Genomic DNA, 19,230 nt, shown 5'->3' with positions numbered 1-19,230 from the left:
CTGCGCGAGCACAAGAAGGAGAGCCTGAGAGCATTGGCCGCCTGAGCACCGCCGTGTGTCCGCCGCTCCGCTAAACACGGGGGCTGCGCGGCGGACACGCCGATGTCACAGCTACTGCCACGCCATTTTTGCAGAACTTGACGCACACAACTCCAATCTCCCCCCTTGCGGGGGAGATGTCCGGCAGGACAGAGGGGGGTGTGAAGGATCGTAACCTTCGACTGATCCTTTCCAATTGGGAACGGCCTGAGAACGTGGCTCCGATTGGGCTGGCAGTCGGAGGGACAGCACCCCCCTCTGCCCTGCCGGGCATCTCCCCCGCAAGGGGGGAGATCGGCAGCTTCGCCGAAGGCGACCCACTGCGAAATACCGCTCAATCGGGAAGGTAGATCTCCGCCTTCATAAAGGTCTTCGCACGGCCTGTGATCAGCACGCGATCTCCGGCCAGCTCGCATAGCAAGTGCCCGCCGCGTTGCGAGCATTGGAATGCCGACAGATGCGTCTTGCCGAGTTTTTCAGCCCAGTAAGGCACCAGCGTCGCATGAATGGAGCCGGTTACCGGATCCTCGGGAATGCCTGCTCCGGGCACGAAATAACGCGAGACGAAATCATGGGCCTGCCCAGGCGCGGTAATGACTAAGCCGAGAGGATGAAAACGTCCGATCCTGAGCAGATCGGGAACGAAAGATCGCACGCTTGTCTCGTCGGCAAGCTCGACAAACAGGTTCTCGAAATTGCGGAAGCCCGCAACCGTCCGCTGAGACAATATCGCTGCAGCGCCGACTTCAGCTCTTCCTCGACGGGCTGCGGCGGAAAAAACGGCAGATCGAGCTGATAGGCCCCTTCCCGCTGGGAAACCCGCAACTCGCCCACCCGGGTGGCGAAGGCCATTTCGCCCTGACCACTGTATTCCGTGGTCAGCACATGGGCGGCCGCAAGAGTGGCATGGCCGCAGAAGTCGACTTCATGGACCGGCGTGAACCAGCGCAAATCCCAACCTTTGCCATTCGCCCGCACAAACGCCGTTTCGGCAAGATTGTTTTCGTTGGCGATGGCCTGCATTAACTGCTCCGGCAGCCACTCCTCCAAAAGGAGAACGGCGGCAGGGTTGCCCTGGAAGGCCTGTTCGGCAAAGGCGTCGACCTGATACATCGTCAGCGTCGGCATATCAGACCCTCAAGGATGTCCGCTGGGCGGCGCGCCATTTCGGCCGTGCCCGCCCCCGGTGCAGGTTCACGCCGCCTCGAGAGCCGCTTTCACCGCAGCGATCGCGTCTTCGGCCTTCGAGCCGTCCGGGCCGCCGGCCTGGGCCATATCGGGTCGACCGCCGCCGCCCTGCCCGCCCAATGCCGCGGACGCGACGCGCACCAGATCGATTGCGCTGAAGCGGCCGGTCAGATCATCGGTGACCGCGACGACGACGCTCGCCTTGTTGTCCTCGCCGGCGCCGACAAAGACGACGACGCCGGAGCCGAGCGACTTCTTGCCGGCATCGGCCAGCGGCTTCAAATCCTTTGGCGAGACGCCCGATACCGCCTTGCCGAGAAAACCGACACCGGCAATCGTTTCGTTTTCCGCAGGCACACCGGCTGGCGAGCGATCGCCGAGCGCCAGTTTCTTGCGCGCCTCGGTCAGCTCCTTTTCGAGCTTCTTGCGCTCGTCGAGCAGTGCCTCGACGCGGGCCGGCACATCGGCCGGCGAAATCTTCAGCGCGGCGGCGGCCGCCTTCAGCCGCTTGTCCTGCTCGTCGAGATGCTTTCTGGCCGCCTCGCCGGTCAACGCCTCGATGCGGCGCACGCCGGCAGCGACCGCGCTGTCGGACACGATGCGCACCAGGCCGATATCGCCGGTCGCCCTAACATGGGTGCCGCCGCATAGCTCGACCGAATAGGGCCGGTTGGCCTTGGCGCCATGCAGGCCTGTGCCCATCGAAACGACGCGCACCTCATCGCCATATTTCTCGCCAAACAGCGCCATGGCGCCTTCGGCAATGGCGTCGTCGACCGACATCAGGCGCGTGGTTACAGGGCTATTCTGAACGACGATTTCGTTTGCCATGCGCTCGACCTCTTCGAGCTCGTCCGGCGAGATCGGCTTGTTGTGGGAGATGTCGAAGCGCAGACGCTCTGGCGCGACCAGTGAGCCCTTCTGCGCCACATGGGTACCCAGCACCTCGCGCAGCGCCTCATGGATCAGATGCGTGGCGGAATGGTTCGCGCGCAGCCTGGAGCGGCGCGCGTGGTCCACCCTCAGCTCGACGGTCGCGCCCGTCTTGACCGTGCCGTTGGCCACCTTGCCGACATGGACGAAAAGCCCATCGGCCTTCTTCTGCGTATCGGATATCTCGATCGAGAACCCGTCGCCTGAAATGACGCCGGTATCGCCCATCTGGCCACCGGACTCGCCATAGAACGGCGTCTGGTTGACAACCACGGCAACGGCGTCGCCTTTGCCGGCACTGTCGACGGTCTTGCCGTCCCTGACCAGCGCCTGGACGAGGCCTTCCGCCTGCTCGGTCTCATAGCCCAGGAATTCGGTGGCGCCGTTCTCCTCACGCACCGCGAACCATACCGTTTCGGTTGCGGCCTCACCGGAACCAGCCCAGCTTTTGCGCGCCTCCGCCTTCTGCCGCTCCATCGCCTCGGTGAAGCCGGCAAGGTTGACCGAGATGTTGCGCTGGCGCAGCGCGTCCTGCGTCAGATCGAGCGGAAAGCCATAGGTGTCGTAGAGCTTGAACGCTGTCTCGCCATCCAGCATGTCGCCGGAGACCAACTTTTCCGTCGCCTCCGAAAGCAAGCCCAAGCCTCGCACCAGCGTCTTGCGGAAACGAGTTTCCTCAAGCTTCAGCGTCTCGGTGATCATCTGCTCGCCGCGCACCAGTTCCGGGTAGGCTTGGCTCATCTCGCGGACCAGCGCCGGCACCAGCTTCCACATCAGCGGCTCATTCGAGCCGAGCAACTGCGCGTGGCGCATGGCGCGGCGCATGATGCGACGAAGCACGTAGCCCCGCCCTTCGTTGGACGGCAGCACGCCGTCGGCGACCAGGAAGCAGGACGAACGCAAGTGGTCGGCGATGACGCGGAACGATGCGACGGTGTCCGCATCCGGACCGCGGCCAAGCGCCGACGACGCAGCGTCGATCAGGTGGCGGAACAGGTCGGTTTCGAAGACGCTATCAACTCCTTGCAGGATGGAGGCCATGCGCTCGAGGCCCATGCCCGTGTCGATCGACGGACGCGGCAGGTCGACGCGCTCGTCCTTCGTCACCTGTTCATACTGCATGAACACCAGGTTCCAGAATTCGAGGAAACGGTCGCCATCCTCCTCGGGGCTGCCGGGAGGGCCACCCCAGATGTGCTCGCCACGGTCGATGAATATCTCCGAACACGGCCCGCACGGTCCGGTGTCGCCCATTGCCCAGAAATTGTCCGAGGTCGCGATGCGGATGATGCGATCGTCGGAAAGACCGGCGATCTTCTTCCAGTAGGAGGCGGCCTCGTCGTCGGTGTGGTAGACGGTGACCAGCAGCTTGTCCTTCTTCAGCCCGAACTCCCTGGTGATCAGGTTCCAGGCAAGCTCTATGGCGCGCTCCTTGAAATAATCGCCGAAGGAGAAATTGCCGAGCATCTCGAAGAAGGTCAGGTGTCGCGCGGTGTAGCCGACATTGTCGAGGTCGTTGTGCTTGCCGCCGGCACGAACACTCTTCTGGGCAGTCGTCGCACGCGAATAGGGCCGCTTCTCCAGACCGGTGAAAACGTTCTTGAACTGCACCATGCCGGCATTGGTGAACATCAGCGTCGGGTCGTTGCGCGGCACCAGCGGGCTCGACGCGACGACCTCGTGACCTTCCTTGCGAAAATAGTCGAGAAATGCCGACCGGATCTCGTTGACGCCACTCATGAATACTGCCTTTTCGAGAGAACCGCCGGCTGCCGGCGGAAAATAGACATGGCCTTTTAGCGGTCGCACCGCAGCCTGTCCAGAAACACCAAATGGGCTCAAATCCCGGCTTTCACCGGCGCTTTGAAATGCGTCTGACTCGCCGTCAAACGCCAACCGCCGGCACGGGGCCGGCGGTTCAAAATGTACCGATTACGCAAACTCAAAATCAAAACATCAAATCCGAACCTGGCTGACGCTCCGGGAGGCGTCGCTTTTCCTACATCGCCCCGGCGTCGTCCTCGAAACCGTCGTCGCTGCTTTCGGAGCCGCCGTTCTCAAGGAATTTCTCGGCGATCAATCCGGCATTCTGCCTCAGCGCCAATTCGATCTCGCGCGCCGTGTCGGGATTGTCGCGCAGGAACAGTTTTGCGTTTTCGCGGCCCTGGCCGAGACGCTGCGAATTATAGGAGAACCAGGCGCCCGACTTTTCGACCACGCCAGCCTTGACGCCGAGATCGACCAGCTCGCCGGTCTTGGAGACGCCCTCGCCATACATGATGTCGAACTCGACCACCTTGAAGGGCGGCGCCAGCTTGTTCTTGACGACCTTGACGCGGGTCTGGTTGCCGACGACCTCGTCGCGATCCTTGACCGAGCCGATGCGGCGGATGTCGAGGCGGACCGAGGCATAGAATTTCAGCGCGTTGCCGCCGGTCGTCGTCTCGGGCGAACCAAACATCACGCCGATCTTCATGCGGATCTGGTTGATGAAGATGACCATGGTGTTGGAGCGCGAGATCGAGGCGGTGAGCTTGCGCAGTGCCTGGCTCATCAGGCGGGCCTGCAGGCCGGGCAGCGAATCGCCCATCTCGCCTTCGATTTCGGCCCGCGGCGTCAGCGCCGCCACCGAATCGACCACCAGCACGTCGATGGCGCCGGAGCGCACCAGCGTGTCGCATATCTCCAGCGCCTGTTCGCCGGTATCGGGCTGCGAGATCAGCAGGTTTTCGAGATCGACGCCGAGCTTGCGGGCATAGACCGGATCGAGCGCATGCTCGGCATCGACAAAGGCGCAGATGCCGCCCTTCTTCTGGGCTTCGGCCACCGTGTGCAGCGCCAGCGTCGTCTTGCCCGAGCTTTCCGGTCCGTAGATCTCGACGATGCGGCCGCGCGGCAGGCCGCCGACGCCAAGCGCGATGTCCAACCCAAGCGAGCCGGTCGGCACCGTTTCGATCTCGACGACCTGCTCGTTCGCGCCGAGCCGCATGATCGAACCCTTGCCGAAGGCACGCTCGATTTGCGACAGCGCCGCATCCAGAGCCTTTGATTTGTCCACCGCTTTGTCCTCTACAAGCCGCAAAGAATTCTGAGCCATGATACATCACCCCGTGGTCGTCAATGGAGGCCGGACAATCCCGCAATCCTTAAAAGAATGTACCTCGTTTGTTCTCATTTGTCAATGAGCCCCAAGGGTTTGAAAAATAACGGATATCCATATTTGTTCTATTTTTGTTTCACAATTTTGCTTCCGGACGTATCCCGCCTCGCATGCGGCGCCGTTGCCGTCACCATCCGAATCGCACCCGCGATTGCAGGGTTCCGCCCGGCGACCTAGTCTCCTCCCGGGCAACAGCAAAGGGCATTTTGCCGGCATGATGAAATCCCCGACGATCCTGGCCGTGGGTGGCGCCTATATCGAGCGGCGCGGCCGGGTTGCCGGCGCCTTCGTGCCGGCCGCTTCCAACCCCGGCACGATGCGCGAGCATGTCGGCGGCGCCGCCTTCAACGCCTTGCGCTGTGCGGTGCGGCGCGGCGTCTCGGCCTCGCTGCTTTCGGTGCGCGGCGGCGATGCCCTGGGCGACACGGTTTTACGCGCCGTCACCGACGCCGGCATTGCCGATTTGTCGGCGGTGTTCCTCGACCGCGCGACGCCAAGCCATACGATGCTGGTCGATAGCGACGGCGGGCTGATCGCCGGCCTTGCCGACATGGTGCTCTACGAGCTGGCGCTTCCCAAGCAGATCCGCCGCGCCAAGGTGCGAGACGCGATCGGTTCGGCCGACGCGGTGCTGTGCGACGCCAACCTGCCGTCTTCCGCAGTGGCGCGGCTGGCGGCACTCGCCGCCGGCAAGCCGGTGTTTGCGCTTGCCGTCTCGCCCAGCAAAGCGGCGCGGCTGACGCCGGTGCTTGATTTTCTGGCACTCGCCTTCATGAACCGGCACGAGGCCGGCGTGCTCGCCGGCGTCGACATCGATGCTGACGACCAAGGCATCGTCGACGGCCTGAGACGCGCGGGCCTGAAAAGCGGCGTGATCACCGCTGGCGACGGACCGGTGCTCGGTTTCGACAAATTGGGCGCGTTCTCGATCCTGCCACCGCCGCTCCAAAAGCGGACCGATGCTGCCGGCGCCGGTGACGCATTGGCCGGCGCGACGATCGCCGCCCTGCTGCGCGGCCTGACGCTGCGCGCGGCACTGCGCGAAGGCGTTGCCGTATCTATGCTCGCCGTCGAGAGCGCCGATACTGTTGCGGCCTTCAGCGGTGCCGGCTTTGCCGAGGCGCTGGCGCTCGTGCCCGAGGCGCGGGACCTGGCGTGAAATGCGGCCCAGAATTGCCGAAGCATGACGCAGCCTATTTGCCGGCGCGCCGTCCTGCCTCGTAGGCGCGGCGCGCCCAGATCGCCATCTCGTCGGGGTCGTCGAAAGCGCTGTCGGGAACGCTCCAATAGGGCATCGACACCAGCTTTCCGTGGCGCGAGCCGGTATAGGTCCATTGCCGGCAGCCGGCCGCTTCGAAATCCGGGGCGCTTTCGGCGTCGGCCTTCAGCATCAATTCGCCACGGATGACAATGGCGACGATGACGCCATCGAAATAGATGCCCTTGCCGCCGAACAGCGTGCGGATGCTGACCGGGCCGAGGCCTTCGAAAAGCTCTTCTATGCGCTCGTTGTCCATGGCGCGATCATGTCACCGGGATTTCCCCTTGTCATCGCCGCTACCGGCACCATCCTGACAAGTTCAGAATCAGTTTCATCGGAGTTTTTCATGCCGCTTCTGCTCAAAGGGTCCTGCCGGTGCAATGCCGTGCGTTTCGAGGTGGAAAGCCACACGCCGGTGCCGTTCATGCTGTGCTACTGCTCGATCTGCCGCAAGCAGCAGGGCGGCGGCGGTTTCGCCATCAATCTCGGCGCCGATTACGAGACGCTGAAAATCGAGGGCAAGCGCCATCTCGGCGTCTACCGGGCCGAGATCGAGGACGACGAGCACCCGCAACGCGAGATCTCGACGGGCGAACGGAACTTCTGCACGAAATGCGGGACGGCACTCTGGCTCTACGATCCAACCTGGCCGGAGCTGGTGCATCCGTTTGCCTCGGCGATCGACACAAACCTGCCGAAGCCGCCGGAGAAGGTGCATCTGATGCTGAAATACAAGGCGAACTGGGTCGAGCCCGATATCGGCAAGGGCGACAAGGTCTTCGATGTCTACCCGGAAGAGTCGATCGCCGACTGGCACAAACGAACCGGGATGTGGGTGGATTAGCGTTTCTTCTCCCCGTTCGCTATCGCGTATGGGCAAGCGCCCCCTCACCCGGATTGCCAACCGAATTGCGAAGGGCAATTCGGGGCAATCCGACCTCTCCCCGAGGGGAGAGGCTGGCGCCAGCCTCTTCTCCCCATCGGGGAGAAGGTGGCCCGAAGGGCCGGATGAGGGGGCCTCCCCGTATGCGATTGCCGCCGGGAACGGCGAAGGAAAAGCCTTAGGCCGAAGCGCGCGCCTCGGCCAGTGCCTTCAGATCGGCAGGCTTCAATTCGACCGATTCGCCGCAGCCGCAGGCCGAGCTCTGGTTCGGGTTGCGGAAGGTGAAGCCGGTGCGCAGCGTCGTCTGCTCGAAATCCATCTCGGTGCCGAACAGGAAAAGCGCTGCCTCAGGCGCGACATAGACGTGGGCGCCGTCGCGCTCGACATGATCGTCCTTAGTGTTGGGCTCGGTCACCAGGTCGACCGTATATTCCATGCCGGCGCAGCCGCCCTTCTTGATGCCGAGGCGAATGCCATGCGCATTCTCACGGGTCGCGACGATCTCGCGCACCCGGTCGGCAGCCTTTTCGGTCATCGTGATGACGGCAAAGCGTCCCATTCTTTCCTTCTCCATTGCGCGCAGGTTCAAGGTCTGCCGAATGATTCCTCACCTAAAATGGTGAAGTTTTGTACCCGGCGCAAGTGCGCCAGCCTTTGGCTGGTCGGATGCTAGTACCACCCCACCGCTACCTGTGCCTCTTCCGACATGCGGTCGGGCGACCAAGGCGGGTCGAAGGTCATGTTGACCTCGACGCCGGAAACGCCTTCGACGGCGCCGACGGCGTTTTCGACCCAGCCCGGCATTTCACCGGCCACCGGGCAGCCCGGCGCGGTCAGCGTCATGTCGATCTTGACCGAGCGGTCGTCCTCGATGTCGATCTTGTAGACGAGGCCGAGCTCGTAGATGTCGGCCGGGATTTCGGGGTCATAGACCGTCTTCAGCGCCGAGACGATGTCGTCTGTCAGCCGCGCCAATTCGTCGGCGGGGATTGTCGATCCGGAAACCGCCGCATTGGTCGTCGTTTCCGAATTGGTCTCGGCGGTGTGGCTGGCATCATCCATGGTCGTCACCGAAGAACTTTCGCGCCTTTTCCAGCGCATCGGCCAAAGCATCGACTTCGGCCCTGGTATTGTACATGCCGAACGATGCCCTGCATGTGGATGTTACGCCGAAGCGTTTCAACAGCGGCTGGGCGCAATGCGTGCCGGCGCGGACGGCCACGCCTTGCCGGTCGATGACCATCGACACATCATGCGCGTGGATGCCCTGCAGCTCGAACGAGATGATGGCGCCCTTGCCAGGCGCATCGCCGAAGATGCGCAGCGAGTTGATGGCGCGCAGTTTTTCATGCGCATAGTCCTTCAGATCGGCCTCATGGGCGGCGATGCGCTCGCGTCCGATCTTTTCCATGTATTCCAGCGCCGCACCCAGCCCGATCGCCTGGACGATCGGCGGCGTGCCGGCCTCGAAACGGTGCGGCGGGTCGTTGTAGGTGACGATGTCTTGCGTCACCTCCTCGATCATTTCGCCGCCGCCCATGAACGGGCGCATCCGCTCCAGAATATCCTTCTTGCCGTAGAGCACGCCGATGCCCGACGGGCCATAGACCTTGTGGCCGGTGAAGACGAAGAAATCGCAGTCGAGATCCTGCACGTCGATCGGCATATGCACGGCGCTCTGGCTGCCGTCGACCAGCACCGGAATGCCGCGGGCGTGCGCAATGCGCACGATCTCCTTGATCGGCGTGACCGTGCCCAGCGCATTTGACATATGGGTAATGGCAACCAGCTTGGTGCGGTCGGTCAGCCGTTTTTCGAATTCCTCGATGTGGAAGACGCCGAGATCGTCGACCGGCACCCAAACCAGTTTTGCGCCCTGCCGCTCGCGGATGAAATGCCACGGCACGATGTTGGAGTGGTGCTCCATGATCGACAGCACGATCTCGTCGCCTTCGCCGATATTGGGCATGCCGAAGCCATAGGCGACGGTGTTGATCGCCGCCGTGGTGTTCGAGGTGAAGACGATGTTGTCGGTGCTCGGCGCGTTGAGAAATCTCTGTACTATCTTGCGCGCGTTCTCATAGGCGTCGGTCGCGGCGTTCGACAGGAAATGCAGGCCGCGATGGACGTTGGCGTATTCCTGGGAATAGGCGTGCTGGATGGCGTCGAGCACAGCCTGCGGCTTCTGCGCCGAGGCGCCATTGTCGAGATAGACCAGCGGTTTGCCGTAGACTTGCCGCGACAGGATCGGGAAGTCGCGGCGGATCGCCTCGACGTCGTAGGGAATGTTTTCGACTTTCTGGTCCATCACAAGCTCTCTCGAGGCATCGCCTCATTCCGTCCAGCACCCCTCGGCCAATTCTACCCGTGCGTCAAAAACCAATCGTCGAGCCGTCGTTCCAGCGCCTCGACGATGGCCTCGTCGTCCAGTTCCTCGATCACTTCGGCGACGAAGGCCTTGACCAGCAGGCCGCGCGCGGTCTTCTCGTCGATGCCGCGCGCCATCAGGTAGAACAGATGGCTGTGGTCGATCTCGGTGACGGTCGCGCCATGGCCGCAAACGACGTCGTCGGCGAAGATTTCAAGCTCCGGCTTGGTCGAAAACTCACCGTCGTCCGACAACAGCAGCGTGTTGCAGGCCATCTTGGCGTTGGTCTTCTGCGCATATTGGTGGACGTTGATACGACCCTGGAAGACGCCGCGCGCCTTGCCGGTCACCACGTTGCGGATGACTTCGGTCGAGGCGGTGTGCGGCACGGCATGGTCGAGCACCATGGTGACGTCGGTATGGGTGTCGCCGGCCAAAAGATTGATGCCGCGCAGCGTGAAGTCGGCGCCCTCGCCGGTCGTCCTCACGACGACCTCCTGGCGCACCAGCTTGCCGCCGGCATTCATGACGAACAGCGTCAGTTTCGAATTCTTGCCGAGATGCGCCTTGAACTGGGCGAGATGTGTTGCCGTATCCGGCTGCTCCTGCACGATGAGCCATGTCACTTCGGCGCCCTCGCCAAGCACAAGCTGGCTGACCGAGCTGACCAGCGCCGCCCCCTCGCCCGCCTGGCGCTCGACGATGACAGCCTTGGCGCCGGCACCGACGCGGACGGCCAGGCGTACATGCGTCTGTCCACCGGCCTGCAAATTCTGCAGCTCAAGCGGCTTTTCCAGTTCGGCACCGTCGGCGATGTCGACGAAATAGCCGTCGGCGACAAAGGCGGTGTTCAGCGCGCCGATCGCGTCATCGGTGCCATAGGGATCCAACCCCGGCGCGATGCTGCCGTCGGTCAGCTTCTCCGACAGGCGCTGTACGGCGACGCCTTCGATATCGGGCAGTTTCGCGCTCGAAACCCCGTTCAGGACCGGCAAAACCGAGGAGTCTTCGACGATCGGCGCAATGGCTTTCGCGACCGCTGCCGGATCGAAGTCCGGCACCGAGGTCAGCAGCCGGCGCAGGTCCGTATAATGCCAGGATTCGATGCGCCGCGTCGGCAGGCCGCCCTTGATCGCCTCGATGGCGTCGTCGCGCTTCAGCATCACCGCGCCGTCGCCGGGCAGCAGCGACAGCCGCTCGCCAAAGGCGTCGATCAGCGCCGTTTCGGCCAATGTTCGCTGGGGTGTCGTGTGCATGTTCATCAGTATCGCCTTGTTTGGCTTGCCTTCCGGGCCTGCTGGCATCTCACGCGGCTTGCCCGATCACGCCGGCATAGCCATTGGCCTCGAGGTCGAGCGCCAGCGACTTGTCGCCCGACTTGATCACCTGGCCTCTGTAGAGCACGTGCACCGTATCCGGCACGATGTATTGGAGCAGGCGCTGGTAGTGGGTGATGACAACGATGGCCCGGTCCGGCGAGCGCAGCGTGTTGACGCCGTCCGCGACGATCTTCAGCGCATCGATGTCGAGGCCGGAATCGGTCTCGTCGAGGACGCACAGTTTCGGCTCGAGCAGCTTCATCTGCAGGATCTCGGCGCGCTTCTTCTCGCCGCCGGAAAAACCGACATTGAGCGGCCGCTTCAGCATCGCCATATCCATGTTGAGCGAGGCGGCCGCTTCCTTCACGCGCTTGAGGAATTCCGGGATCTTCAGCGGTTCCTCGCCGCGCGCCTTGCGCTGCTCGTTCATCGCCACTTTCAAAAATTCCATCGTCGCCACGCCCGGTATCTCCATCGGATACTGGAAGGCGAGGAAGATGCCGGCGGTTGCGCGCTCGGCCGGATCCATTTCGAGGATCGACTGGCCGTCATAGAGGATATCGCCCTCGGTGACCTCATAGTCCTCGCGGCCGGCGAGGATATAGGACAGCGTTGACTTTCCCGAGCCGTTGGGACCCATGATAGCAGCAACCTCGCCGGCCCTGACCGTCAGGTTCAGGCCGCGGATGATCTCGGTGCCGTCATCGACGATGCGGGCGTGCAGGTTTTTTATCTCAAGCATTTTTTCTTTTTCCTGAAAATTCTTATCCGGTCAGCCGACCGAGCCCTCGAGGCTGATGCCGATCAGCTTCTGCGCCTCGACCGCGAATTCCATCGGCAGCTGCTGGATGACGTCCTTGACGAAGCCGTTGACGATCAGCGCGATCGCCTCTTCTTCCGGGATGCCGCGCTGCATGACGTAGAACTTCTGGTCGTCGGAAATCTTCGAGGTGGTCGCCTCATGCTCGAACTGCGCCGTCGAATTCTTGGCTTCCATGTAGGGCACGGTGTGCGCGCCGCACTGGTCGCCGATCAGCAGTGAATCGCAGTTGGTGAAGTTGCGGGCGTTGGTCGCCTTGCGGTGGGCCGAGACCTGGCCGCGATAGGTGTTCTGCGAAAAGCCGGCGGCAATGCCCTTGGAGATGATGCGGCTGGACGTGTTCTTGCCGAGATGGATCATCTTGGTGCCGCTGTCGACCTGCTGATAGCCGTTGGAGACCGCGATCGAATAGAACTCGCCGCTGGAATCGTCGCCGCGCAGGATGCAGCTCGGATATTTCCAGGTGATGGCCGAGCCGGTCTCGACTTGCGTCCACGAAATCTTCGAGCGATGGCCGCGGCAGTCGCCGCGCTTGGTGACGAAATTATAGATGCCGCCCTTGCCCTCGGCGTCGCCGGGATACCAGTTCTGCACCGTCGAATATTTGATCTCGGCATCGTCGAGCGCGATCAGTTCGACCACCGCCGCATGAAGCTGGTTCTCGTCGCGCTGCGGCGCCGTGCAGCCTTCGAGATAGGAGACGTAAGCCCCCTCCTCGGCGATGATCAGCGTGCGCTCGAACTGGCCGGTGTTCTTCTCGTTCATGCGGAAATAGGTCGACAATTCCATCGGGCAGCGCACGCCCTTGGGCACGAAGACGAAGGAGCCGTCGGTGAACACGGCCGAATTCAGCGTCGCGTAGAAATTGTCGGAGGTCGGCACGACCGAGCCGAGATATTTCTTGACCAGTTCCGGATGCTCGCGGATCGCTTCCGAGATCGAGCAGAAGATGACGCCGGCCTGCGCCAGCTCCTTCTTGAAGGTGGTGACGACGGAGACCGAATCGAACACCGCGTCGACAGCGACACGGCCCGACTTGTAGACATTGTCGCTGGCTTCTTCGAGCTCCGAGGCATCGGTCTTCTGCACGCCGGCGAGGATCTCCTGTTCCCTGAGCGGAATGCCGAGCTTCTCGTAGACCTTCAGCAGTTCGGGATCGACGTCGCTGAGCGAGGTCGGTCCGGGCGTGCTCTTGGGCGCCGCGTAATAGTAGAGGTCCTGAAAATCGATCTTGGGATAGTGGACGCGCGCCCATTTCGGCTCGTCCAGCGTCAGCCAGCGGCGATAGGCTTCCAGGCGCCATTCCAGCATCCAGGACGGCTCGTCCTTCTTCGCCGAAATGAAGCGGATAATGTCTTCGCTCAGGCCCTTGGGGGCCTTGTCCATCGCGATTTCGGTCTGGAATCCGTATTTATACTGGTCGACATCGATCTTTCGAACTCGATCGATCGTCTCCTGCACAGCAGGCATCAGCGTTCTCCATCCACGCCGGGGTCAAGGCCCGGCAGTTTTCAAACTATGGCACCGCAAGCGAGCACCCCTGGGCACCCGAAGTGGCGTAAGTTTCATATAGTGCGTTCATGCCGGAAATTCACCCGGCCAAATGCGAACGCACGGCTCTACCAGGCCGTAAGGCCCAAATGTCACGTTGCCGCGCTCAGGCGGCCTTTTCCCTGTTTGCCCGCCGCGCGACGATCGTCGCCAGCGCCGAACGGAACAGCTCGATGTCTTCAGCGCCGGTCGCGTGACCGATCGACACGCGCAACGCGCCAAGGCTGTCGCCATAACCCATGGCCTTCAGCACGTGACTAGGCCCGACCTTGCCCGATGAACAGGCCGATCCGGCCGACAGCGCCACACCGGCCAAGTCGAAGGCGATCTGCGCCGTCTCGGCCTTGATGCCGGCAATAGCGAAGAATGTGGTGTTGGCAAGCCTTGGCGCGCCGGTCCCGAAGAATTCGGCATCCGGAACCAGCGTTTTCACGATCGCCTCGATTTCGTCGCGACGTTGCCGCACCGCATCGATCGTTTGCAAGCCGGCAAGCGCCTCACGCGCCGCCGCGCCAAACCCGGCAATCGCCGCCAGGTTTTCGGTGCCGCCGCGATGGCCCTTTTCCTGGCCGCCGCCGCTGACCAGCGGCTTCGGCATCATCAAGTCCGACGCCGCGACAATGGCGCCGACGCCCTTGGGGCCGCCGATCTTGTGCGAGGAGAGAATCAGATAATCGGCGTAACCCGTTGACATATCGAGCGGAATGCGGCCGGCCGCCTGCACGGCATCGACCACCAGGATGCCACCCGCCGCCTTAACGATTTCAGCAATGCGGCCAACTGGCTGGATCACGCCGGTCTCGTTGTTGGCGGCGTGGATGGCTACCAGCGGCAAGCCGTCGGCCTTGTCATGCGCACCGAGCGCTGCCGCCAAGGCGTCGAACCTGACGATGCCATCGGCGTCGACGCCGATCCGCGTCAGCTGCGCGGCCGGGAAGCGCCCGCCATTCAGCAGGCAAGGATGATCGGCCTCGGACACGTAAAGCCGGCTCATGCGGATGGCGCCGCGCCCCATATGCCAGTCCGGCGTCAGCAGCGTCGAGGCCGCTTCCGTAGCGCCGGAGGTGAACACGACATGCTCTGCTTTGGCGCTGACCAGTCGTGCCAGGTCGCGCCTAGCATCCTCGATCAGCCGCCGTGCAGCGCGGCCCTCGGCATGGACCGAGGACGGGTTGGCGGCGACGTCGAGCGCAGCGACCACGGCCGCGCGCGCCGAGGCAAGCAGCGGCGCGCTGGCGTTGTAGTCGAGATAGGCGCGTGCTCCGGCCATTTCCGTCCAACTGGTCCCTTCAAAAGCCGTTTCGCGAAGATAGCGCGTTATTTCCTTGAAATTGCAAGGCAAGACGTCCTATTTACGCGGCTTGCGGCGCGGGTGGCCGAGCCACAATTTTTTGGCCGCCCAGTTTTGAACAATTCTAAACTAGCTTCTAGAAAGACGCTCGCCCTGCGTCAAGGCCTAGGGAAGACTGGGGCCTATGGAAGACTGGGGCCAGAGGAAGAGTTGTTCCGGGCGCCGCGCAGTTTATGCCAAGTGGAGTATTTCATGCCTGAGGTCATTTTCACCGGTCCGGCCGGCCGCCTGGAGGGTCGCTATCAGCCCTCGAAGGAAAAGAGCGCGCCGATTGCCATCGTCCTGCACCCGCACCCCCAGTTCGGCGGCACGATGAACAACAAGATCGTCTACGACCTCTTCTACATGTTCCAGAAGCGCAATTTCACCACGCTGCGCTTCAATTTTCGCGGTATCGGCCGCAGTCAGGGCGAATTCGACCACGGCACCGGCGAGTTGTCTGACGCCGCCGCGGCGCTCGACTGGGTGCAGTCGCTGCATCCAGATTCCAAGAGCTGCTGGGTCGCCGGCTATTCGTTCGGCTCGTGGATCGGCATGCAGCTCTTGATGCGCCGGCCCGAGATCGAAGGCTTCATCTCGATCGCGCCGCAGCCCAATACCTATGATTTCTCGTTCCTGGCGCCATGCCCGTCGTCCGGCCTGATCATCCATGGCGACGCCGACAAGGTCGCGCCGCCCAAGGACGTACAGGGCCTGGTCGACAAACTGCACACGCAAAAGGGCATCACCATCACCCAGAAGACCTTGCCCGGCGCCAACCATTTCTTTGCCAACCATGCCGAGCTTCTGATCGAGGAATGCGCGGACTATCTCGATCGCCGGCTGGCCGGGGAACTGTCCGACCCACGGCCGAAGCGGCTGAGATAATCGGGAACGACGATGTACCAGCCGCCTCATTTCCAGGAAACCCGGCAGGATGTCCTGCACGGGCTAATCCGGGCGCATCCGCTTGGCCTGCTGGTCTCGAATGGCGCCGAGGGGCCGGTCGCCAACGCGATTCCCTTCCTGCTCGACGCCCCCTCCCTGCTCAACGAGGAAGTGCCGCCGAACGGCAGGCTACGCGCCCATCTAGCCAGGGCCAATCCGCAATGGCGGCTTTTGGCCGACAATCCCCTGTCGCCCGTGCTGGTCGTCTTCCAGGGCGCGGACGCCTATGTGACGCCGTCCTGGTACGAGACCAAGCGCGAAACCGGCAAGGTGGTACCGACCTGGAACTACGCCATCGTCCAGGTGCGCGGCATCGTTACGGTGGTCGAGGACCAGGATTGGCTGGCTGAGCAGATTTCCGATCTGACAATGTCGCAGGAGGGCAATCGCGCGACGCCGTGGGCGGTGACCGACGCGCCACCACCCTTCATCCAGTCGCAGATCAAGGGCATTGTCGGCCTGGAAATCGCGATCACCGAAATCAACGGCAAATGGAAAGTCAGCCAGAACCGGCCGGCCGCCGACCGCATCGGTGTCGCCGAGGGGCTCGAGAGCGAAGCTGCCAGTTCGGCCGACATGGTCCGGCTGGTAAGATCCTACGGCGGGCTGGACAGCAAGTAATCTGGATTGCTTGCTCGACCGGTTTAGGGCCGGAAGCGGGCTCAATCGACCTTCGTCATCGCCGCCTTGCGCTCGTTGGCGATCAGCCAGAGATTGCGGATATAGATCAACAGGCCCATGGCCTGGCCGGCGATGAACACCGGATCCTGACGCTGGATGGCATAGACCAGCAGCAGGCCGCCGCCGAACAGCGAAAAGAACCAGAAGGCGATCGGCACGACACTGCGCTTCGCCTTTTCCGACGCCACCCACTGCACCAGAAACCGCATGGTGAAGAAGAACTGGGCGACGAAGCCGAGCAGTACCCAGGCATCGAATTGCTTGACGAAAACATCGTGAAGCCAGGTCGCCAATTCCTGAAGCACGTTACCCATGCGTGATTTCCTCTACTTTGGGCATTCTGCGGCGCCTGCGGCGCAGCCACCAGACACCGGCAAGATCGAGCACGCCCTGCAGGCCGCGATCGAAGATGCCGTAGTTCGATTTGCCGTGACGGCGGGAGCGGTCGACGACGTCGCAATGAACGACGCGGTAGCCCTCCTGGATGACCAGCGCCGGAACAAAGCGGTGGGTGCCGTCGAAGAACGGCAATTTCCTCAAAATGTCGGTGTGGATCGCCTTGAGGCCGCAGCCGGTATCCCGCGTCTCATCGTGCAGGATGGCCTTTCTCAGCCCGTTGGCGAAACGCGACGCCAACTGCTTGATCTTGCTGTCGCGGCGCTTCAGACGCTGTCCCTGCGCAGCTCCGACGTCGGGACCAGCCTGCCGGAGCGCGTCGATCAACACTGGGATATAGCCGGGGTCGTTCTGGCCGTCGCCGTCGATGGTGGCGACGATATCGCCGCGCGCTGCCCAGGCGCCCGAGCGTACCGAGAGCGACTGGCCGGCGGATTTCGCATGCCTGAGGTGGCGCAGCGGAAACGCGCGAAGCGCTGCCTGAGCGGCAAGGACCGAAGGCGTGTCGTCGGTCGAGCCATCGTCGACGACGATGACCTCGAAGTCGCGCCCAGCCATGGCAGCGCCGATCTCGTCGAGCAGAAGCGGCAGGTTCGCCGCCTCGTTCCGGCAAGGAATGACGATGGATATCTCCGGCATCTCGACTCTGTCACAGGATATGGCATTCGATCGATGCCGCGCGGTCCAGCGGATGAGGCCCGCTGGTGCGGCGCCTCATTACGCCAGCCGAAACGAGGACGCAAGCAGGCGCGCCGGAAGTGAAGGATGATCGCTTCAGGTTTGGATGGCCTCTCACGTTACCCGTTCCGGGGAGAGCCGCTTGTCTCGCGACGCGCGGCTCTCCCTTCTTCCCTTGTGAGAAAGTGCGCCGAAGGCGACGGATGAGGGGTGCTCCAGCTTGGCACCAACCGCGCTCTGTCCAGCACCCCTCAACCGTCTTGGCGCTGCGCGCCAATCCACCTTCTCCCACAGGGCGAGAAGGGAAGAGGGCGCGCTATAACCGGATTCCACTTTTGCTGATCGCGCTTGAGTGCTAAACGCCCGCCTTCATGCATAGCCGAGCCACGTTCGGCCGGAAGCCTTTCAGGAAAGAAAAATGTCCGCCTTCAAATCCGATTTCCTGCGCACGATGAGCGAGCGCGGTTTCATCCACCAGACCTCGGACGATGCCGCCCTCGACCAGCTTTTCGCCACGGAAACGGTGAGCGCCTATATCGGCTTCGACGCGACCGCCAGGAGCCTGCATGCCGGGTCGCTGATCCAGATCATGATGCTTTACTGGCTGCAGCAGACCGGCCACCGGCCGATCGCTTTGATGGGCGGCGGCACCTCAATGATCGGCGATCCGTCGTTCAAGGACGAGGCGCGCAAGCTTTTGACGCCGCAGGACATCGAGGACAATCTGGCCGGCATCCGCCGCAACTTCATGCCCTACCTCAAATTCGGCAGCGGCCCCAACGACGCCGTCATGATCAACAATGCCGACTGGCTGATGGATATCAACTACGTCAATTTCCTGCGCGATGTCGGCAGGCATTTTTCGGTCAACCGCATGCTGGCCTTCGATTCGGTCAAGCTCCGGCTGGACCGCGAGCAGTCGCTGTCGTTCCTCGAATTCAACTACATGATCTTGCAGGCCTACGACTTCGTGGAGCTCTACAAGCGCCTCGGCTGCCGGCTGCAGATGGGCGGCTCCGACCAGTGGGGTAACATCGTCAACGGCATCGATCTCGGCCACCGCATGGAAGGCGCGCAGCTTTATGCGCTGACGACGCCGCTGCTCACCACTTCGTCCGGCGCCAAGATGGGCAAGTCGGCCTCGGGCGCGGTCTGGCTCGATGCGGAGATGTTGAGCCCGTACGAGTTCTGGCAATATTGGCGCAATACCGAGGATGCCGATGTCGGCCGTTTCCTGAAGCTCTACACGACCTTGCCGCTCGCCGAGGTCGCGCGCCTCGAACGGCTCGGCGGCTCGGAGATCAACGAGGCCAAGAAGATCCTCGCCACCGAAATCACCGCCATGCTGCATGGCCGCGAGGCGGCGGAGGAGGCCAGCGAAACGGCGCGCAAGACATTTGAGGAAGGCGCGCTCGCCGAAACACTGCCGACCGTCGAGGTGGGCAGGGCCGAGCTCGAAGCCGGCGTCGGAATATTGTCGCTGTTCGTCACCGCCGGGCTGGCTGGGTCAAACGGCGAGGCGCGGCGGCATATCCAGGGCGGCGCCGTGCGCCTCAACGACCAGCTCGTTGCCGACGATCGCAGGATGGTGACGCTGCAGGATATGGGCCTGGAAAATGTCGCAAAGCTGTCGCTCGGCAAGAAGAAGCACGTTCTGGTGCGGCCGGTTTGACGC

General features: G+C 62.8%; 19 protein-coding genes. 5 read left to right on the top strand and 14 right to left on the bottom strand.

What is annotated here, in order from left to right; genetic code table 11:
* Positions 1–373: 373 nt before the first annotated feature.
* The 4 genes from NKH71_RS21160 to recA form a co-directional block, all read right to left on the bottom strand.
* Positions 374–694 (bottom strand): PhzF family phenazine biosynthesis protein, encoded by a 321-nt coding sequence (locus NKH71_RS21160; RefSeq protein WP_352792068.1) that lies wholly within the window; start codon positions 692–694, stop codon positions 374–376.
* Positions 637–1,167, bottom strand: coding sequence for a PhzF family phenazine biosynthesis protein (locus NKH71_RS21155; protein WP_352792067.1), 531 nt, complete (start codon positions 1,165–1,167; stop codon positions 637–639). Before NKH71_RS21155 ends, NKH71_RS21160 begins: the two co-directional genes overlap by 58 nt.
* Before the next feature lie 66 nt (positions 1,168–1,233).
* Positions 1,234–3,900, bottom strand: coding sequence for an alanine--tRNA ligase (gene alaS, locus NKH71_RS21150; protein ID WP_352481310.1), 2,667 nt, complete (start codon positions 3,898–3,900; stop codon positions 1,234–1,236).
* A gap of 259 nt (positions 3,901–4,159) precedes the next feature.
* Entirely contained in the window at positions 4,160–5,257 is a 1,098-nt protein-coding gene (recA, locus tag NKH71_RS21145) for a recombinase RecA (protein ID WP_023717366.1), read from the bottom strand.
* Positions 5,258–5,534: 277 nt separating this feature from the next.
* On the opposite strand from recA, the gene NKH71_RS21140 reads away from it, so the two are divergent.
* The gene (locus NKH71_RS21140) at positions 5,535–6,479 is read left to right on the top strand and encodes a PfkB family carbohydrate kinase (protein ID WP_352792066.1); all 945 of its coding nucleotides are present in this window, start codon (positions 5,535–5,537) and stop codon (positions 6,477–6,479) included.
* 34 nt (positions 6,480–6,513) lie between these two features.
* Here NKH71_RS21140 and NKH71_RS21135 read toward each other — a convergent pair whose 3' ends face one another.
* Entirely contained in the window at positions 6,514–6,837 is a 324-nt protein-coding gene (locus tag NKH71_RS21135; RefSeq protein WP_352792065.1) for a TfoX/Sxy family protein, read from the bottom strand.
* A 90-nt stretch (positions 6,838–6,927) separates the two neighbouring features.
* Here NKH71_RS21135 and NKH71_RS21130 point away from each other — a divergent pair, with 90 nt between their 5' ends.
* Positions 6,928–7,425, top strand: a complete 498-nt coding sequence (locus NKH71_RS21130; RefSeq protein ID WP_023717363.1) for a GFA family protein — start codon at positions 6,928–6,930, stop codon at positions 7,423–7,425.
* 217 nt (positions 7,426–7,642) lie between these two features.
* On the opposite strand, the gene sufA is transcribed toward NKH71_RS21130, so the two are convergent.
* From sufA to NKH71_RS21095, 7 genes are all read right to left on the bottom strand, one after another.
* Positions 7,643–8,023, bottom strand: a complete 381-nt coding sequence (gene sufA / locus NKH71_RS21125) for a Fe-S cluster assembly scaffold SufA (protein ID WP_120015687.1) — start codon at positions 8,021–8,023, stop codon at positions 7,643–7,645.
* 110 nt (positions 8,024–8,133) lie between these two features.
* Positions 8,134–8,526: an SUF system Fe-S cluster assembly protein gene (locus NKH71_RS21120; protein ID WP_023717362.1), complete on the bottom strand. Its 393-nt coding sequence runs from the start codon at positions 8,524–8,526 to the stop codon at positions 8,134–8,136.
* Positions 8,519–9,772 (bottom strand): cysteine desulfurase, encoded by a 1,254-nt coding sequence (locus NKH71_RS21115; protein WP_352587735.1) that lies wholly within the window; start codon positions 9,770–9,772, stop codon positions 8,519–8,521. The genes NKH71_RS21120 and NKH71_RS21115 overlap by 8 nt, the downstream gene beginning before the upstream one ends.
* Before the next feature lie 53 nt (positions 9,773–9,825).
* Positions 9,826–11,094: a Fe-S cluster assembly protein SufD gene (gene sufD, locus NKH71_RS21110; RefSeq protein ID WP_352481178.1), complete on the bottom strand. Its 1,269-nt coding sequence runs from the start codon at positions 11,092–11,094 to the stop codon at positions 9,826–9,828.
* Between the two features lie 43 nt (positions 11,095–11,137).
* Positions 11,138–11,893 (bottom strand): Fe-S cluster assembly ATPase SufC, encoded by a 756-nt coding sequence (gene sufC / locus NKH71_RS21105; RefSeq protein WP_023717359.1) that lies wholly within the window; start codon positions 11,891–11,893, stop codon positions 11,138–11,140.
* Between the two features lie 30 nt (positions 11,894–11,923).
* Positions 11,924–13,441: a Fe-S cluster assembly protein SufB gene (gene sufB / locus NKH71_RS21100; protein ID WP_023717358.1), complete on the bottom strand. Its 1,518-nt coding sequence runs from the start codon at positions 13,439–13,441 to the stop codon at positions 11,924–11,926.
* A 187-nt stretch (positions 13,442–13,628) separates the two neighbouring features.
* Entirely contained in the window at positions 13,629–14,792 is a 1,164-nt protein-coding gene (locus NKH71_RS21095; RefSeq protein WP_023717357.1) for a cysteine desulfurase family protein, read from the bottom strand.
* A 273-nt stretch (positions 14,793–15,065) separates the two neighbouring features.
* Here NKH71_RS21095 and NKH71_RS21090 point away from each other — a divergent pair, with 273 nt between their 5' ends.
* Together NKH71_RS21090 and NKH71_RS21085 are read left to right on the top strand one after the other, a co-directional pair.
* Positions 15,066–15,740: an alpha/beta hydrolase gene (locus tag NKH71_RS21090; RefSeq protein ID WP_023717356.1), complete on the top strand. Its 675-nt coding sequence runs from the start codon at positions 15,066–15,068 to the stop codon at positions 15,738–15,740.
* A 12-nt stretch (positions 15,741–15,752) separates the two neighbouring features.
* Positions 15,753–16,421, top strand: coding sequence for an FMN-binding negative transcriptional regulator (locus NKH71_RS21085; protein WP_352548181.1), 669 nt, complete (start codon positions 15,753–15,755; stop codon positions 16,419–16,421).
* Positions 16,422–16,462: 41 nt separating this feature from the next.
* On the opposite strand, the gene NKH71_RS21080 is transcribed toward NKH71_RS21085, so the two are convergent.
* Together NKH71_RS21080 and NKH71_RS21075 are read right to left on the bottom strand one after the other, a co-directional pair.
* Positions 16,463–16,795: a lipid-A-disaccharide synthase N-terminal domain-containing protein gene (locus NKH71_RS21080; RefSeq protein WP_023717355.1), complete on the bottom strand. Its 333-nt coding sequence runs from the start codon at positions 16,793–16,795 to the stop codon at positions 16,463–16,465.
* On the bottom strand, positions 16,788–17,516 hold the full coding sequence (locus NKH71_RS21075; protein ID WP_031193510.1) for a glycosyltransferase family 2 protein: 729 nt from the start codon (positions 17,514–17,516) through the stop codon (positions 16,788–16,790). The genes NKH71_RS21080 and NKH71_RS21075 overlap by 8 nt, the downstream gene beginning before the upstream one ends.
* A gap of 457 nt (positions 17,517–17,973) precedes the next feature.
* Between NKH71_RS21075 and tyrS the strand changes: the two genes are divergently transcribed.
* Entirely contained in the window at positions 17,974–19,227 is a 1,254-nt protein-coding gene (gene tyrS / locus NKH71_RS21070; protein ID WP_023717353.1) for a tyrosine--tRNA ligase, read from the top strand.
* Positions 19,228–19,230: the final 3 nt, after the last annotated feature.

Source organism: Mesorhizobium sp. M0983, from assembly GCF_040318975.1.
In the GTDB taxonomy this organism is placed as follows: Bacteria; Pseudomonadota; Alphaproteobacteria; order Rhizobiales; family Rhizobiaceae; genus Mesorhizobium.
This window is presented reverse-complemented; position numbering and strand designations above follow the sequence as displayed.

Excerpts from the sequence above, each read along its gene's own strand:
- sufD (WP_352481178.1), bottom strand. The coding sequence starts at position 11,094 with ATGAACATGCACACGACACCCCAGCGAACATTGGCCGAAACGGCGCTG.
- recA (WP_023717366.1), bottom strand. The coding sequence starts at position 5,257 with ATGGCTCAGAATTCTTTGCGGCTTGTAGAGGACAAAGCGGTGGACAAA.
- NKH71_RS21120 (WP_023717362.1), bottom strand. The coding sequence starts at position 8,526 with ATGGATGATGCCAGCCACACCGCCGAGACCAATTCGGAAACGACGACC.
- NKH71_RS21155 (WP_352792067.1), bottom strand. The coding sequence starts at position 1,167 with ATGCCGACGCTGACGATGTATCAGGTCGACGCCTTTGCCGAACAGGCC.
- sufA (WP_120015687.1), bottom strand. The coding sequence starts at position 8,023 with ATGGGACGCTTTGCCGTCATCACGATGACCGAAAAGGCTGCCGACCGG.
- sufC (WP_023717359.1), bottom strand. The coding sequence starts at position 11,893 with ATGCTTGAGATAAAAAACCTGCACGCCCGCATCGTCGATGACGGCACC.
- NKH71_RS21115 (WP_352587735.1), bottom strand. The coding sequence starts at position 9,772 with ATGGACCAGAAAGTCGAAAACATTCCCTACGACGTCGAGGCGATCCGC.
- alaS (WP_352481310.1), bottom strand. The coding sequence starts at position 3,900 with ATGAGTGGCGTCAACGAGATCCGGTCGGCATTTCTCGACTATTTTCGC.
- NKH71_RS21140 (WP_352792066.1), top strand. The coding sequence starts at position 5,535 with ATGATGAAATCCCCGACGATCCTGGCCGTGGGTGGCGCCTATATCGAG.
- sufB (WP_023717358.1), bottom strand. The coding sequence starts at position 13,441 with ATGCCTGCTGTGCAGGAGACGATCGATCGAGTTCGAAAGATCGATGTC.
- NKH71_RS21090 (WP_023717356.1), top strand. The coding sequence starts at position 15,066 with ATGCCTGAGGTCATTTTCACCGGTCCGGCCGGCCGCCTGGAGGGTCGC.
- NKH71_RS21075 (WP_031193510.1), bottom strand. The coding sequence starts at position 17,516 with ATGCCGGAGATATCCATCGTCATTCCTTGCCGGAACGAGGCGGCGAAC.
- NKH71_RS21080 (WP_023717355.1), bottom strand. The coding sequence starts at position 16,795 with ATGGGTAACGTGCTTCAGGAATTGGCGACCTGGCTTCACGATGTTTTC.
- tyrS (WP_023717353.1), top strand. The coding sequence starts at position 17,974 with ATGTCCGCCTTCAAATCCGATTTCCTGCGCACGATGAGCGAGCGCGGT.
- NKH71_RS21085 (WP_352548181.1), top strand. The coding sequence starts at position 15,753 with ATGTACCAGCCGCCTCATTTCCAGGAAACCCGGCAGGATGTCCTGCAC.
- NKH71_RS21095 (WP_023717357.1), bottom strand. The coding sequence starts at position 14,792 with ATGGCCGGAGCACGCGCCTATCTCGACTACAACGCCAGCGCGCCGCTG.
- NKH71_RS21135 (WP_352792065.1), bottom strand. The coding sequence starts at position 6,837 with ATGGACAACGAGCGCATAGAAGAGCTTTTCGAAGGCCTCGGCCCGGTC.
- NKH71_RS21130 (WP_023717363.1), top strand. The coding sequence starts at position 6,928 with ATGCCGCTTCTGCTCAAAGGGTCCTGCCGGTGCAATGCCGTGCGTTTC.